Genomic DNA, 17,228 nt, shown 5'->3' with positions numbered 1-17,228 from the left:
GAGAAAATGATGAAATTTGCTAAATGGCTGGGGTTAGCGATGTTTTTGCTTATTTTGGCCGGCTGCAGCGGTGCGAATGCAAAGACCTTTAGTTATTTTCCCAAAATAGAAGCACCTGAGCATTTATACGTCATTCAAAAATCGTCCTTAAGCCCGGAGGAGCTTGTCCTGGTGGGAACGCTGCAAGGGGTCTTGGCTCAAGACAAACCGGAAATTTATATTACAGACAATGCTTACGATGAGTGGCTGGAAGAGCTGAGTGCGAAGCATGGCGTGAAGACTGAGGAAGTAAAAGACGCTTGGACACTGCTGGAGAAGTTTAAGGATCGTATTCAAGGATTTTACGTCTACGAGAAAAATTCGCCATCGGTAAACGTGGCTACCTCGCTGGCAGGGCTTAAGCAAGCTGTTGCTGCCGAGAAGTCGTTGTCCTCTAAAATGGAGTCAATCGGCTTCAAGCAATTGGAGGATGTTAGCGATAAGGATGACATGTGGCTCTTCAAGCAGTATGGCGACCAATTCAATAAGGATATCCTCGTGCAGCTGCATCCCGAAAGAGGGGAGCTGCGTGATTATGGCGTGGCGCTGAAAGCAATGTACATCTACGATAGCGCAAGCGATGAAGAGCTGCCTGAAATCTACAAATCGTTGAACTCGGATGCGATTCGTCTCGGCTGGGGGAAAGGCAGCGAATCTGAGCATATCGCTCCGGCCAGCCTGCAAGGCGTTGCGGCGATTCCATCGGATTGGGCGATGAATTTGACTGCATTATCTGCTGTTAAGCCTGATAAGGCCTTCAAGCAGCCTTATCATGTCAAAGCAGGAGAGGCAGATCCGAAAGCGCATTATGTGTCGTTTGTTATGAGTGACGGGGACAATGTGCAATGGCTGCTGAATGATTTTGTTAATAATGATAAATATTACGGAAGCAGCGAGCGCGGACAATTCCCGATGGGCTGGCAGATGGCTCCAACCCTCGCCGACTTGGCTCCTGATGCTCTATCGACGATTTACGAGCAAGCAAAGAAGGATCATTTTGTCGTCGCGGTATCAGGTACGGGGTATTTCTTTCCCAGCGAGTATCCGGAGGAGGATCTCAAGGAGAACGTCAAACGGCTTGATGCTTATATGAAAAAAACAGATATGCAGCTTGCGGTGCTTCTCGACTGGAATAGTCCTGAGAAAGCATCTATCGAGCAATTCGCTTCGATCCCCTCTTTAAAAGGCGGTATTCTCGCTTATGGCGAAAAATATGTAGGAGGAGAAGGCAAGGTCTGGTGGGTGAAGGATAAGCCGTTCGCAAGCGTTAGAGAGACGCTGTGGGATGCCGATCCAGTGAAGATGGCAGAGCGCATTAACGGCTATACGACAGATCCGACAAAGGAAGATGGCTATACGATTATTAACGTGCATCCATGGAGTCGTACGATGAGCGACGTGAGGAACGTAATCGACCATCTGGATGCGCATGTGAAGGTAGTGTCTCCGGATGAGCTGTTTGGGCGTATCGTTCGAGATGTGAAGACAAGGACGCCGCTGGAGGAGTAATTTTACCTACAGATATTACCGATAGACATTATTGCTGGAGCGTTTACTATAAAGATATAGGTAATTGTATAACAAATATACTATTAGGTATATAAATATACGAATAGGAAGCGGTACCACGAAAATAAGATATATAAATTAAATATATTTTTGGTAAATACCGCTTGATTTTCAAGCTATGATGATATATCATCTTATTACACCGCAAATGAGTGGTTATATAATATGTTATACCAAATGTGGTGTGCTTTATTTTAGATATCATTTGTAAGCGTTTTTTTAAATGGTTGTCACAAGGGTGATTTCCATTACGGTCGAGGGGGGCTGCACAAGCTAGATTTATGACAGCGCTATATTACATTGATTTCGCTTCATCATGCAGTGCTTTGAATATTTCATACAGGGGGAATCTAAAATGAACAAAAAAATGTCTTATTTATTTGTGCTTACGCTGATTACTGCTATTCTACTATCGGCTTGCAGCGGCGGGAATGGTAATAAGGGTAATAACGGCGATAAAGGAGAAAACAGTCCGAATAACGGCGGCTCCTCATCAGCAGGCGAAAAAGTGAAATTGACGTTGTGGTACTGGAATGGCGCTATTTCGGATTCAACGGTTGAAGAAGCAAAGACGAAGTTTCCGAATATTGAGCTGAATGCACAGAAGCTGCCTCCTGGCGGTGAATACATGACAAAGCTGAAAACATCTCTCGCTGGCGGCGCTGGCGGCCCGGATGTAACGGCAATGGACAGCTGGATTACGGAATTGATCCAGTACAGCGACAAATTCGTAAATTTGAATGACTATGGTGCGGCTGATTTGAAGGATCAGTATCTAGAGTGGAAATGGAATGTAGCTTCGGCAGATGAGGGCAAGGTTCAAATCGCTATGCCGATCGATGTCGCTCCGACTGTAATGTTCTACCGCGAGGATCTATTCAAGCAAGCAGGCGTACCTTCAACGCCGGAAGAAATCAAAGAAAAAGTGAAGACTTGGGATGATTTCATCGCGGTATCCAAGACCGTTCATGAAAAAACAAAAGGCGGCATGGCTACGATCGTGGACATCTACCGCAACGTAATCGGTCAAATGCCGCAACGCTACTTTGATGAAACAGGCAAGTTCATTGGTGAAGAAGGACATGTGAAGCAAGCTTGGGATACTGCCGTTAAAGCATACCAATCCGGCGCAACCTTCGGCATGTCGTCGAGCTCGGAGAGCAACGCGGCCCTTAACAATGGAACGATGGCATCCCTTATCGGTCCATCATGGATGAAGGGCGACATTATTTCCGCAGCTCCAGAAACGAAAGGCAAATGGCGTATTGCTTATCCGGCGGGCGGAGTCGGCAACCAAGGTGGATCCTTCTTCGGCGCATTGAAGACAACGAAACACCCAGAGGAAGCAGCTGAGCTTATTAAGTTCCTGACAAATGCAGAAAACCTGAAAAAAGGATTCGCGGAATTCGGCAACTATCCTTCAACTCCTGGCATCTATGAGGATGAAGATATGAAACAGCCGGATGAGTTCTTCGGCGGGCAGTCTGTTGGCGCAGTGTTTGGAGAAGCGGCAAAAGATGTCGTGATCTCTTACTCCGATCCAAAAGACGGCAAAGTAGAAGATGCTATCCTTGAGCAATTAAGCTTGGTTGATACAAGTAAGAAAGATCCAGAAGCTGCATGGAATGAAGCGCTTGAAAATGTGAAGAGAGAATTGAGTCGCTAAGCTTAAACTTAGAAGGGCGATGGCTAATTGGCCTCGTCCTTCTTTCACCCATGCATCAAGAAGTTAGGAGGTTGGCAATGTGGGTACTAATGTAAGGCAAACGTGGAAAGAGGCTATGAAAAACAAGACGCTTTATTTGTTTATTTCTCCGTTTTATCTTTTGTTTTTGGTGTTTGGTCTGTTCCCGATCTTGTTCTCAGCCTATCTTGCTGTTAACAAATGGGACGGAATCGGGGATTTGGAATATGTCGGATTGTCGCAGTTCGAGTTCTTGTTTAAAGATCCTAAGTTTTATGAAGCGGTGAAAAACACGTTCACCATGTGGGCGATGGCTAATATTCCATTATTGTGCAGCGCGCTCGTATTCGCCTTTTTAATCAATTTGAGCATCGTTCGATTCAAAGATTTTTACCGAATTGCCTTTTATCTTCCGAATGTAACCGCAATGGTTGCTGTCGTTATCATTTTTCAATCCTTTTTCGGAAATCATTACGGCTTTGCAAATTACGTGTTGCAGAAAATCGGTCTAAATGAAATTGCTTGGCTGAATCACAAAATAAGTGTGCAATTCATTATTGCTACTATGATTTATTGGCGATTCCTTGGGTACAATATGATTATTTATTTGGCAGGACTTCAAAAAATTCCAAATGATCTTTATGAGGCTGCTAAAATTGACGGAGCTACAATGTATGATACCTTTAGTAAAATTACGATTCCGATGCTTCGGCCTATCATCCTGTTCACAGTCATGATGTCGACGATCGGCGGCTTGCAAATCTTCACGGAGCCTCAAGTGCTATCAACGCTTACATCGCCTTATCCAGGCTCAGAAACGATAGTGCTCTACTTGTTCCGGGAAGCATTCAAGTATAACAATTATGGCTATGCAGCAGCAGTTTCTTGGGTAATGTTCGCCATCATAATGGTCATCTCATTCCTGAACTGGAAACTATTTAAGCCTGCCGATGATCGTTAACCAGGGTGATAGATACGACTAACCTTTCGTGAGGTGCAGGAATATGCAAAAAGAAATAATCAAAAAATTGATGATTCATCTGGTCTTGATGATCGGAGTTGTTATATCCATTTTCCCGTTTTATTGGTTGTTCGTAATGTCAACGAACACAACTAGCGCCGTGTTCGCCTTTCCGCCGAAGCTCGTTGTCGGCGATCAGCTATGGGTGAATATTCGCAGCGTACTTGATACCATCGATTTCGGCCGGGCGTTCATGAATACCGTTTTTGTCGCAGTGGTTACAACTGTCTTGCGATTGTTTTTGGAATCACTTGCTGGCTTCGCATTCGCGAAATTCAAGTTTCCCGGCAGTAAAATATTGTTTGTCGTGCTGCTTGCGACCATGATGATTCCAGGACAGCTCTCGCTTGTTCCGCAATTCATGATTATGAAGGAGCTGGGCTGGCTAGGGGATTACAAAGCGCTGATCATACCTGGACTAGCAGGCGCCTTCGGCATTTTCTGGATTCGTCAATTCGCTCAAGATGCGATTCATGACGAGCTGCTTGAGGCTGGACGGATAGACGGATGCAACAATTTCAGGCTTTATTTCAGCGTTGCGCTTCCGGTTCTAAGGCCGGCGCTTGCTTTCCTTGGCATCACTTCGTTCATGGCGACATGGGAAGATTACTTGTGGCCGCTGGTCGTTTTGACCGATTCTTCGAAATTCACGCTAATGGTTGCGCTCGCATCGATGAAAACAACACATACAGCGAACTATGCAATGCTTATGACTGGAACGCTGCTAGCAACGCTGCCGTTAATTGTTTTTTTCCTTATCGTCAGCCGTCAATTTATTGCCGGTCTCTCTGACGGGGCGGTTAAAAGCTAATATATTGGTATGCAAGTCTTACAGCCTCTGGTAAAATGGACATAACATTCAGATTACAATGAACAGGGTGGCGGAGTGCTGATGCAAGGTAGCAAGCCCTTATATCTTCGGATTATGGAAGATTTGCAGCAGCAAATCAAAGACGGAGTGTACAGAGATAATGATAAGTTGCCGACGGAAATAGATCTTGCAAACCAGTATGGCGTTAGCCGAATTACGTCCAAGCGGGCGCTAATCGAGCTTGAGAAGCAAGGTCTTGTTTACAGGAAACGAGGTAGCGGAAGCTATGTCCAAAGCCATGATGATACGATAGGAATGGAGAAGGCTTCTTCTTCCTTCCGAACTCCGATCATTTCGATGATCCTTCCCTGGTCCTCGACAGGCCGTCTTGATTATATTCAAGGGGCCAATGATTACTTGGATCCGAGAGGTTATTTCGTGAGTATTCATATCTCGAACTGGAACGTAGAGAAAGAAAAAGAGCTGCTGCTCAAAATGTACAATAGCGGGCATAGCGGCATCATTCTCTACCCTTCGAGTACTTCTCATAATATTGCAACGGTAAACACGCTCTTCATGAACGACTTCCCGATCGTGCTGATTGACCAGCACTATGAGGGCGTTGAAATTAGTAATGTCGTGTCTGACAATAAAACCGGCGGATATTTGGCAGCTGACCATTTAATACGCAAAGGGCATACCCGCATCGCATTCGTTACGGCTATCGAGGTAGATCTTCGGAGCACGATTAGAGAGCGGTTTATCGGTTATTGCTCGGCTCATAAGGATCACCGGTTGACTATTCAGAGCGATTTTATCGTATCTGAGGTTTATAAGGGGATCGCAGATGAGGATCGTATCGCTAAATTGACGGCATTGGTTGAAGAGCTGGCCGATCAAAATATTACAGCTATTCAAGCTGAACATGATGATCTGGCGATCGACTTGCTCAAGGCATGTCATCATGCCGGCATTTCGGTACCGGAACAAATGTCGATCGTTGGATTCGATAATGAGGAGAACGTTGGATACGCACAGGTTCCATTAACGACGGTAGCCCAAAATTACTATGAAATCGGGCAACAGGCTGCCACCATTATCGTGGACATCATTGAAAAGAAAAATATGGATTATCGGCAGCATCTCATCCCTGTTAATTTGGTGGAAAGGGATAGCGTTAAAGAGATGGCTGAAGAAGAATAATCGTTATTTTGTTTAAAATTGTAAAATGAAGCTCCTGGATCCCCAGGGGCTTTTTATGTTCTCTTCTGAATGTGGATATAACATCTTTCGTCATTTACATACCAAATTCAACTATTTTTTATTAATTAGTAATATTATTTTATTTACATCAACATGCATTAGATATATAATTGGGTATATATTATCATGGTGTCAGGGGGCTTAAGCATGTTCTTATTGGAAGACAAGATTAAGGCAAGATTAGATGAAATGGAGCCCTTGCGTTATCGTGAAGGGGTAAAAATACCAGCGTTCCGCTTCTTGCAAGATGAGAAGGGTGAAATCGGCGCATTTCCTCCTAAAGAGGATGAAGCGTGGACGACTATCGAGACAGGTTCCCGTTGGGAAGGCAGAGATCTGTATGCTTGGCTTTCCTGTGAGGTTGATATACCTAAACAATGGAGCGGTAAAAAAATAGTTGGCAGATTCGACTTTGGCAAAACCGATGAAGGAACCAACTCAGGGTTCGAATCGCTCCTATTTCTTCACGGACTTCCTTACCAAGGCGTAGATGCCAACCATAAGGAAGTATTTTTACCTGTTCAGGAAGCTGGGAATAAGCTTCGATTAACGTTCCGTTTATGGTCTGGTTTGGAGGGCGGGGGCCCTAAAACCGTTCAGGTTCACCGTCTTAAGATGGCGGAAATAAGCTGGCTTGATGAAAACGCAGATGACTATTACTTTACGGTTAAAGCGGCATTGGAAACCGTTCTTGTACTGCCAGCCGTGCAGCCCGAAAGACATCAGCTTCTGAAAGCCATCGATCGTTCCTTGCGTGAAATTAATTGGCAAAACAAAGAAAGCGATGATTTTTACAGATCAATCGCTGCAGCCCTCGCTATCTTGAAGGAAGAGCTTGCTCGGATCGAGAAGCATTCGCGCATTACGGTTACTTGCGTTGGTCACACTCATATCGATGTAGCTTGGTTATGGCGTCTAAAGCATACTCGCGAGAAGATTGCTCGATCCTTCTCGACCGTATTGCGGTTGATGGAGCAGTATCCGGATTACGTGTTTCTGCAAACGCAACCACAGTTATACGAGTACATCAAAGCGGATTATCCTGAAATTTATGAACGTATTCGCGAGAGAGTGGCAGAGGGCAGATGGGAAGCGGCCGGCGGCATGTGGCTTGAGGCCGATTGCAATATTCCTTCAGGGGAGTCGCTCGTTCGGCAAGTATTGTTCGGGACGCGTTTCCTGCAGGATGAGTTTGGCAAGGCTTGCACGTACTTATGGCTCCCAGACGTATTTGGCTACAGCTGGGCGCTTCCGCAAATTTTGAAGAAATCGGGAATCGACCGATTCATGACGACTAAGATCAGCTGGAATCAATTCAATCGCATTCCGCATGATACGTTTACGTGGCGTGGGATGGACGGGTCGGAGATCATGGCGCATTTCATTACGACTCCGGAGCCGGGACATAGCAAAGATTCTTGGATGTACACTTACAACGGCAGATTAACGGCTTATGAGGCCTATCATATTTGGGACAATTACAGGGATAAAGAATTAAATGAAGAGCTTCTTCTGTCATACGGATATGGCGACGGAGGAGGAGGCGTGAATCGCGAGATGCTGGAGATGCGCCGCAGGCTGGATGACATGCCGGGTCTCCCGCATGTGAAGACCGGAACGGCAGGCGATTATTTCGAGCGGCTGCAAGAGACGATTGACAACACAGAGCAATACGTTCATACCTGGGACGGCGAGCTGTACCTTGAATATCACCGCGGGACATATACGAGCCAAGCGAAGGTTAAACGGATGAATCGCAAGCTTGAGCTTGGCTATCGCGAGGGTGAATGGATAAGCGCATTCGCAAGCCTCCTTGAAGGGAATTGGATGAAATACCGTCAGCAGCAAATCAATGACGGCTGGAGGATCATCCTGCGCAACCAATTCCATGATATTATTCCTGGATCTTCTATCCAGGAGGTGTATGAAGACGCTGCGGCGGAATACAGCGAAGCGCAAATGTTGGTTTCGGATGTTCGCTCGGAAGCACTGAACCAATTGACGGAGGCAAGCCCCGGTGCATATACCGTTCTGAACAGCTCGGCTTGGGAGCGGGAGGATTTGCTAGAAATTGCAAATCCAGTTGAAGGAAGCGGCGTCTGGATCGATCATGAAGGCAAGGAGCTTCCTGCTCATAGGGGTCAGGAGGGCTGGGCGGTTTTGGTGAAGGTGCCATCTATGGGCTATACGCCTATCCGGTTCGTTCCGAGGTCCTCAGAAGCATCCCAGGCAGCAAGCTTTACATTTACTAAGACCGGAATTGAAACGCCATTTTATAGGATGACATGGAACGAACAAGGCCAGCTAACAGACATTTGGGATAAGGAGCTTCGCCGAAATGTACTGAAGAAGGACGGCCGAGGCAATGTGCTTCGTGTATTTGAAGACAAGCCGCTCGCATTTGATGCTTGGGATATCGATATTTTTTATAAGGAAAAGATGCGTGAAGTAACCGAGCTGGAATCAGCTGTGCTGCTGGAATCTGGACCATTGTACGCTGTCGTTCGTTTCCGCTGGACTTATAACCGTTCCTCTCTCGTTCAAGATATGAAGGTATACAGCAGCAATCGGAGAATCGATTTTGTGACCAACGTAGACTGGCAGGAACAAAGCCAGCTGCTGAAAGCAGCCTTCGAAGTCGACGTTCGTTCGACCGAAGCAACCTACGACATTCAATACGGGAATGTCAAACGTCCGACGCACTGGAATACAAGCTGGGATTTTGCAAGATTCGAGGTCGTTGGACATCAATGGGCGGATCTCTCCGAGCGGGGATTCGGCGTAAGCTTGCTTAATGATTGCAAATACGGCTACGACATCAAGGACAATGTCCTCAGCCTGTCGCTTATTAAATCGGCTAATTTCCCTGATCCGGAACAGGATATCGGCTTGCACCAATTCACTTATTCATTATTGCCTCATAAAGGCGATTGGTACGAAGGCGGTACGGCTGTTGAAGCATGGAACTTGAATAATCCGCTGACCAGCCATCCGGGAACAGCACCAGGCTTGCAAAAATCATTGTTCACATTGTCGGCTGACGGCGTGATGATCGATGCGGTCAAAAAAGCGGAAGATGGCGATAAGGTTATCATTAGGCTGCATGATTATTCAGGAAGCCGCAAAGAAGTGACAATCGGAAGTGATTTGGGCATCGTCTCTTGGCAGGAATGCAATCTGATGGAAAAACCTTTGGGTGAGACCCATCCAGGCTCTTCGATTGTAACGGAGTTTACTCCTTATGAAATTAAGACATTTGCTGTCGTCTTTAAAGAAAGGAACGATTTCTAAGATGAAGCTGACTGAACAAATGAGCGAATATGTCGAACAAATCATTAGCAAGCTGGAGCTGCATCCCGAGCTCAAGGCGCTCGCCCCGATGTTCGGGCCTTGCTTTGCCAGTACGTTCGAAACGACTGTTGAGCGTTTAGATGATGGAACAACCTTTGTCATAACAGGCGATATTCCGGCTATGTGGCTGCGCGACTCTTCTGCACAGGTCAAGCATTATCTCCCGCTAGCGAGAGAGGATGAGACGCTGCAGCAAGTAATTGAAGGCTTAATTCGCAGGCAGCTGAAATATATCGGAATCGACCCTTACGCAAACGCGTTTAACGTTGAGGACAACGATCACCGTATCGATATTGATGAGACGGAATTAAATCCGTGGGTATGGGAGCGGAAATATGAGATCGACTCCTTGTGCTATCCGATCTGGCTCAGCTACTTATATTGGAAAGAGACGGGGATAACGAGCTTGTTCGATGACTCCTTCCGAGCAGCCGTTCATCAAATTATCGATCTATGGCGGTTGGAGCAAAGGCATACCGAGCAATCGCCTTATCAATTTATTCGGCATAATTGCCCGCCCACCGATACGCTTAGAAATAACGGAACGGGCATGCCGGTTAATTATACCGGTATGACCTGGTCGGGCTTCCGTCCAAGCGATGACGCTTGCACGCACGGCTATTTGATCCCCTCCAACATGTTTGCAGCAGTCGTTCTCAAGCAGGTAGAGGAAATTGCGGATTCGATTTACAAGGACCGCGAATGGATGGGCAAAGCATCTGCTCTTAGGGAAGAAATCGAATACGGAATCGAAACATACGGAGTGGTTCATCATCCAAAGTATGGCAAGATGTATGCCTATGAGACAGATGGATTCGGCAACTACAATCTGATGGACGACGCCAATGTGCCAAGCTTGCTCTCGATTCCTTATCTTGGTTACAAGGCGAAGGACGATGCTGTCTACCAGAACACAAGGCGGTTTATTCTTAGCCAAGACAATCCTTATTACTTCGAAGGCACAGCAGCTAGAGGGATTGGAAGCCCGCATACGCCGGAATCGTATATTTGGCATATTGCACTCAGCATGCAGGGATTAACCTCAAGCGACGAGCAGGAAAAGCGAGATATTTTGGCCATGCTGTCATCCACTCATGCAGGAACCGGGTTTATGCATGAAGGGTTCCATAAAGATGATCCATCAACGTATACAAGGCCATGGTTTGCATGGGCGAATAGCTTATTTGCAGAATACGTCAGCATGATAGCCGAACAATCCTCTGAAGAATGGAAGGGATAAGATGAAAACAATTCAAATACAAGCTGCTCAAAACGGGCAGCCGATCTTTAAATCCTGCTCGCAGCTCATTATGGGCTCCACTAACTTTTTGCGCGCGGATGATATGGACTACATCCATGAAATGTTTGGCGCATATCTCGCGGCAGGCGGCAACACGTTCGATACTGCGCACCAGTATGATGATTGCGAACAAAAAATAGGCAGATGGATTGATGAGACAGGCAAACGGGCTGAGGTAAACATTATGACAAAGGGGGCGCATCCGGACGACGGCGAGCCTGGCAATCGCGTGAATGCAAGAGCGATCAACAAGGATGTCTTGGAGAGTCTGGACCGTCTTCGCACCTCCTACATTGATCTTTATGCGCTGCACCGCGACGATCCTTCCGTCGAGGTTGGACCGATCATGGAGGCATTGAACGCGCATGTAGAAGCTGGACGCATTCATGCCATCGGAGCATCCAACTGGAGCCACGAAAGAATTCAAGAAGCTAACGACTATGCCAAAGCGCATGGGCTAATCGGCTTTACGTTCAGCAGCCCGAACCTCAGCTTGGCAAAATGCCGCATCCCCCGTTGGCCGGGAAGCATATCCGCTGGGCGCGAAATGATCGAATGGCATCAGAATAACAATTTGCCGCTTCTGTCCTGGTCCTCGCAGGCAGGCGGATTTTTCTCGGGACGTTACTCGCCTGATAATTTGGAAGACGAAGAAATGGTAGACGTTTATTATACAGCGGACAACTGGGAGCGCTACCGCCGCGCGACTGAGCTTGCTGAGAGCAAGGGCGCATCAGCTATTCAAATCGCGCTGGCTTACGTGCTGCACCAGACTTATCCGACTGCAGCGCTCATTGGTCCTGAGAGACTGCCGGAATTGCAATCATCCATACAAGGCATGAGCATGCCGCTTACAGAAAACGAGATTCAATGGCTGGATTTGGTTACAGACCGCATTTAATTTGAGAGGAGCAACAATCATGCAGCATAAATTTGCAGCCCAACTATATACACTTAGAGACGAGCTTAAGAAGGACTTTTATGAGACGCTTCGCACACTCAGCAAGATGGGCTGGAAAGCCGTACAGATCGACGGCTTGCACGGCTACCCTGCTGTCGAAATCGCGGCTGTTCTGAAGGAGACGGGCTTATCCGTAGCAGGCATGCATGTTGGCCTCGACCGGATGACGCAGGAGCTTGATGTCGTGCTTGAAGAAGCGCGGCTCTTCGGAACGACGGACTTCTTTAATCATTATTTGGAGGACGAATTGCAAAACGAGGCTGGTTACCGCCTTGCGAAGCGCCAGCTGCTTGAAATATCGGACAAAGTAAAGCCGCAGGGCTTCCGCGTTGGCTATCACCATCACGAATTCGAGTTCGAGCTCGATGTCGATGGGAAGCCGGCACTGGACTTCGTGCTTGAGCCTGAGGGCGACCGCTTTATTTATCCGGAAATTGATACTTATTGGGTAAGCTTTGCAAACCGGGATCCGCTTGCATACATGTCCAAATTCCCGAACAAAATACCGATTTTGCATTTGAAGGATATGTCCGCAGATGAAAGCAGAACGTTTACCGAAATCGGTAACGGCGTCATTGATTTTGAGCCGATTCTGAAGTGGGGCGAGAACAATGGAGTAGAATGGTATTGCGTTGAGCAGGATTACTGCCCAGGCAGTCCGTTCGACAGCTTGGAAACGAGCTTTAACTACCTGAAAGAAATGACAGGCAAATGGAACAAGTAGAGTAGCAAATAGAATGGGTGGAGTGAGCTTCTTTACAACTCGCTCCATTTTTCTTCTTATAAGGTTGGCTCATTTCGAAATAAAGGGAGGCCTTGAAACGTATGACTACGATTCGGCTAACGATGGCGCAAGCGCTGCTGCGATTTCTCGATAATCAGTACGTATCGATTGACGGAGTAGAGACGAAGTTCATGAAGGGCGTTATGGGGATTTTCGGTCATGGAAACGTGACTGGAATCGGTGAAGCCTTAGAGAGAAGCGCCGGCGATTTGGTTTATGTGCAAGGGAAAAACGAGCAGGGTATGGTTCATGCCGCTGCTGCGTTCGCGAAGCAAAGCAATCGCAAGCAGATTTTTGCCTGCACCTCTTCTATCGGGCCTGGTGCCCTCAATATGATAACCGCTGCGGCTACCGCAACGGTGAACCGCATTCCCGTTCTTCTGCTGCCGGGCGACAACTTTGCAAGCAGACAGCCCGACCCGGTGCTGCAGCAGCTTGAGGTGGCCAGCGACTATACGATTTCTGCTAACGAGCCGTTTAAAGCGGTAAGCAAGTACTGGGATCGGATCGTTCGTCCGGAGCAGCTTATGACGGCAGCTTCGAACGCGATACGTATACTTATTGATCCTGCAGAGACAGGAGCGGTTACGCTCGCCCTGCCGCAGGATGTTCAGGCGGAAGCGTACGATTACCCGTCAACATTTTTCGAGCGCAAGGTTCATTACATCGATCGGAGACCTGCCTCCGCTGAAGCTGTTCTGCGTGCTGCCCAGCTTATCAAAAATAAAAAGAAGCCGCTGATTATCGCTGGCGGCGGAGTGCTGTACGCTGAAGCGATGAAGGAGCTTGGCGCATTCGCTGAAGCTTTCGGCATTCCCGTATCGGAAACGCAGGCCGGCAAGAGCACATTGCCGTGGAACCACCCATTAAACGTTGGAGCGATAGGCGTTACAGGGACGCTGGCAGCCAATAAGCTGGCAAGGGAAGCGGATCTGATTATCGGTGTCGGCACCCGTTATTCCGATTTCACGACATCGTCCAAATCGGCATTCGGCAATCCGGATGTGCAATTCGTCAATCTGAACGTAAGCGGCTTTGATTCCGCCAAGCTGAACGGCGCAGCTGTTATCGCAGATGCTAAAGAAGGGCTGAAGGCGCTGCATGAGGCTCTGGAACAAATCCATTACCGCAGCGAGCATACTCCGTCAGTCATCCAAGCATTGAAGCAGGAATGGGACAATGAGGTTGATCGGCTTTACGCGGCTGAGCATGAAGCGGGATTTGCACAAACTAGGGCGCTTGGCATTATTCAGGAGACGATTGATCCATCCTCTGTCGTCGTATGCGCGGCGGGCAGTCTTCCAGGCGATCTCCACCGGCTGTGGAGGCCTGTCGAGCCCAAAACCTATCATATGGAATATGGCTTCTCCTGTATGGGATATGAAATAGCAGGCGCTTTTGGGGCAGCACTCGCAGAGCCTGCGCGTGAGGTTTATGCGATCGTTGGGGATGGCAGCTACTTGATGCTTCACTCCGAAATGGTGACGAGCCTGCAAGAGGGCCGTAAAATAACGATTTTGCTATTCGACAATCACGGTTTCCAATGCATACACAATTTGCAGCGAGGACATGGCAGCGACGGATTCGGCAACGAGTTCCGCTATCGCTCGCAGGAGACGGGCAGACTGTCCGGCACTTATATGCCGATTGATTTTGCAGCCCATGCCCGCAGCTTGGGAGCGAAGGCTTATAAAGCCGATAATGCGGAGCAATTAAAGGAAGCGCTGGAGCTCGCAAAGCAGGAAACGGTGACGACTTTGATCGAAATTCCTGTCGTGCCGGGCACGAATACGGGTGGATATGAGTCTTGGTGGAACGTGGGCGTGCCGGAGGTATCCGTCAGCGATAAAGTTGCTCAAGCGGGCAGAGAGATGAATGCCATAATCCAAACCGTCACCCTCCGCTAAAGCCTGATCAAGGATTGTCTAAAGTCCAAAGAAAGCAGGGAGCACACAATGACTTATTTATCTTTTTCTCAAAATAAAAAGTTTGACTTTACCGCTATCGGCAGGCTCTGCATCGATTTGAATGCGAACGAAATTAACCGTCCGATGGAGGAGACAATGACGTTCACCAAGTATGTCGGCGGCTCCCCCGCCAACATCGCGATTGGAATGTCCCGCCTCGGCCGAAAAACCGCGTTTATCGGCAAAATTGCGAACGATCAAATGGGACGCTTCATCAACGATTATTTGAACCGGGGCGGCATCGACACATCAAACGTCTTGACCGACACCACCGGAGCGGTGACAGGTCTTGCTTTTACGGAAATAAAGAGCCCAACCGATTGCAGCATCCTTATGTATCGAGACAACGTCGCCGATCTTAAGCTTGAAGCAGGTGAGGTAAGCGAGCAATTGATCGCCGATTCGAAAATGCTTCTGATTTCCGGGACGGCACTCGCCAAGAGCCCTTCACGGGAAGCGGTCTTCCAAGCGCTGCACTATGCCAAAAAGCATCAGACCGTCATCGCGTTTGACCTCGATTACCGGCCTTATACATGGACATCCAAAGAAGAAACGGCTGTCTACTACAATCTTGCCGCAGAGAAGTGCGACATCATTCTGGGCACGCGCGAAGAGTTCGATATGATGGAGGCGTTCGAGCAAAATCCGGATCACAGCGATCATTTTACTGCATCCAAATGGTTCGACTACTCGGCTAAAATCGTCATCATCAAGCACGGCAAGGAAGGCTCCATCGCCTACACCGCAGATGGAACGACGCATCGCGCGAAGAGCTTCCCGGCGAAGGTCGTCAAAACCTTCGGAGCGGGAGACTCCTATGCGGCTGGTTTTCTATATGGCATTATGGAAGGCTGGACGCTTTCAAAAAGCATGGAATTCGGAAGCGCATCAGCCTGCATCGTCATTTCGAGCCATAGCTGCTCCGATGCGATGCCGACTCTCGCTGAGGTTCAGCAATATATTGAAGATTGCAACAATGGCAAAATAACGATCTCATAGATATCGACAGATTCGAAAGGGGCAAACGATAATGACGCAAGTATTGAATAACTGGATAGGCGGAGAATGGGTTCCATCCACATCTACTAAAGCCGAGGAAGTATACAATCCCGCAACGGAAGAGGTGCTTGGGCTTGTTCCGCTTTCTACGCGCGAGGACGTAGATCTGGCCGTTCAAACGGCTAAGGAAGCGTTCAAAACATGGAGCCGTACGCCGGTTCCGCGCCGTGCCCGCATTCTTTTTAAATACCAGCAGCTTCTGGTCGACAATTGGGCAGAACTTGCGCGGCTTGTTACGCTCGAGAACGGAAAAAGCTACAACGAGGCTTACGGCGAAGTGCAGCGCGGCATTGAATGCGTCGAATTCGCAGCCGGAGCGCCTACGCTTATGATGGGCAAGCAGCTTCCGGATATCGCTTCAAATTTGGAGTCCGCGATGTACCGGTATCCGATTGGAGTTGTCGGAGGCATTACACCGTTCAACTTCCCGATGATGGTGCCTTGCTGGATGTTCCCGCTTGCTATCGCTTGCGGCAACACCTTCATCTTAAAGCCATCGGAGCGCACGCCTCTGCTCGCCAATCGACTTGCAGAGCTGTTTAAGGAAGCCGGCCTGCCGGACGGCGTATTCAATATCGTACATGGCGCGCATGATGTCGTTAACGGCATGCTTGAGCATAAAGATGTCATTGCGATTTCCTTCGTCGGCTCGCAGCCGGTAGCAGAGTATGTCTACAAAACCGGAACGGCGCATGGCAAACGCGTTCAAGCGCTTGCTGGCGCCAAAAACCATTCCATCGTCATGCCGGATGCTGACATGGATGTAACGGTCAAAGAAATTATTAACGCCGCTTTCGGCTCCGCGGGCGAACGCTGCATGGCGTGCTCCGTCGTAGTAGCTGTCGGCGAAGTGGGCGATACGCTCGTCAGCAAACTGATGGAAGCGGCAGACCGCATCACGATCGGCAACGGTGCGGAAGATGGCATTTTCCTCGGCCCGGTCATTCGGGGCCCTCATAAGGAGCGTACCCTTAAGTACATCGAAATCGGCGAGAACGAAGGCGCGATTCTTCTGCGGGACGGACGCAAAGATGCGGCATGCGAGGGCAAAGGCTACTTCGTCGGTCCGACGATTTTTGATAATGTTAAAGCCGGAATGAAAATTTGGGAGGACGAGATTTTTGCTCCCGTGCTCTCTATTGTGCGAGTAGAAACGCTTGAGGAAGCGATCGAGCTAGCTAACGCGTCGGATTTTGCAAATGGCGCATGCCTGTTTACGAAGAGCGGCGGCTATGTGCGTCAATTCCGCGAGACGATTGAAGCCGGCATGCTTGGCGTTAACCTAGGCGTTCCTGCTCCGATGGCATTCTTCCCATTCTCCGGCTGGAAAAAGTCGTTCTACGGCGACCTTCATGCCAACGGCACTGACGGCGTTGAGTTCTATACGCGCAAAAAAATGATAACGACGCGTTGGTAAGG

Annotated in this window: 12 protein-coding genes; all 12 read left to right on the top strand. The window is 48.3% G+C overall.

The genetic code is table 11. The features are described 5' to 3' along the window. Positions 1-6 precede the first annotated feature (6 nt). The 12 genes from AC1TPC_RS01170 (at position 7) to AC1TPC_RS01115 (ending at position 17,226) form a co-directional block, all read left to right on the top strand. Positions 7-1,548, top strand: a complete 1,542-nt coding sequence (locus tag AC1TPC_RS01170; protein ID WP_482065046.1) for a GxGYxYP domain-containing protein — start codon at positions 7-9, stop codon at positions 1,546-1,548. Between the two features lie 415 nt (positions 1,549-1,963). Further along, positions 1,964-3,274 (top strand): ABC transporter substrate-binding protein, encoded by a 1,311-nt coding sequence (locus AC1TPC_RS01165; RefSeq protein ID WP_482065045.1) that lies wholly within the window; start codon positions 1,964-1,966, stop codon positions 3,272-3,274. 79 nt (positions 3,275-3,353) lie between these two features. Further along, on the top strand, positions 3,354-4,253 hold the full coding sequence (locus AC1TPC_RS01160; protein ID WP_482065044.1) for a carbohydrate ABC transporter permease: 900 nt from the start codon (positions 3,354-3,356) through the stop codon (positions 4,251-4,253). A gap of 43 nt (positions 4,254-4,296) precedes the next feature. Further along, a complete protein-coding gene (locus tag AC1TPC_RS01155) occupies positions 4,297-5,124 on the top strand; it encodes a carbohydrate ABC transporter permease (protein WP_482065043.1) in 828 nt (275 codons plus the stop codon). A gap of 81 nt (positions 5,125-5,205) precedes the next feature. Beyond that, positions 5,206-6,327: a GntR family transcriptional regulator gene (locus AC1TPC_RS01150; RefSeq protein WP_482065042.1), complete on the top strand. Its 1,122-nt coding sequence runs from the start codon at positions 5,206-5,208 to the stop codon at positions 6,325-6,327. Between the two features lie 207 nt (positions 6,328-6,534). After that, positions 6,535-9,678 carry an alpha-mannosidase gene (locus AC1TPC_RS01145; RefSeq protein WP_482065041.1) on the top strand — a complete coding sequence of 1,048 codons (3,144 nt, stop codon included), beginning with the start codon at positions 6,535-6,537 and terminating at the stop codon, positions 9,676-9,678. Further along, complete coding sequence (locus AC1TPC_RS01140) at positions 9,629-10,978, top strand: glycoside hydrolase family 125 protein (RefSeq protein WP_482065040.1); 1,350 nt, start codon at positions 9,629-9,631, stop codon at positions 10,976-10,978. Before AC1TPC_RS01145 ends, AC1TPC_RS01140 begins: the two co-directional genes overlap by 50 nt. A gap of 1 nt (position 10,979) precedes the next feature. Continuing rightward, positions 10,980-11,939, top strand: coding sequence for an aldo/keto reductase (locus tag AC1TPC_RS01135; protein ID WP_482065039.1), 960 nt, complete (start codon positions 10,980-10,982; stop codon positions 11,937-11,939). Between the two features lie 19 nt (positions 11,940-11,958). Next, positions 11,959-12,723 (top strand): sugar phosphate isomerase/epimerase family protein, encoded by a 765-nt coding sequence (locus AC1TPC_RS01130; RefSeq protein ID WP_482065038.1) that lies wholly within the window; start codon positions 11,959-11,961, stop codon positions 12,721-12,723. Between the two features lie 101 nt (positions 12,724-12,824). Next, entirely contained in the window at positions 12,825-14,690 is a 1,866-nt protein-coding gene (gene iolD, locus AC1TPC_RS01125; protein WP_482065037.1) for a 3D-(3,5/4)-trihydroxycyclohexane-1,2-dione acylhydrolase (decyclizing), read from the top strand. Between the two features lie 48 nt (positions 14,691-14,738). After that, positions 14,739-15,749 carry a 5-dehydro-2-deoxygluconokinase gene (gene iolC, locus AC1TPC_RS01120; RefSeq protein WP_482065036.1) on the top strand — a complete coding sequence of 337 codons (1,011 nt, stop codon included), beginning with the start codon at positions 14,739-14,741 and terminating at the stop codon, positions 15,747-15,749. Between the two features lie 31 nt (positions 15,750-15,780). After that, positions 15,781-17,226: a CoA-acylating methylmalonate-semialdehyde dehydrogenase gene (locus AC1TPC_RS01115; protein ID WP_482065035.1), complete on the top strand. Its 1,446-nt coding sequence runs from the start codon at positions 15,781-15,783 to the stop codon at positions 17,224-17,226. Positions 17,227-17,228 lie beyond the last annotated feature (2 nt).

The sequence above is a fragment of the Paenibacillus sp. Y280 genome (assembly GCF_056786335.1).
Note: the sequence above shows the minus strand (reverse complement) of the source record. Positions and strands in the feature narration are given on the sequence as shown.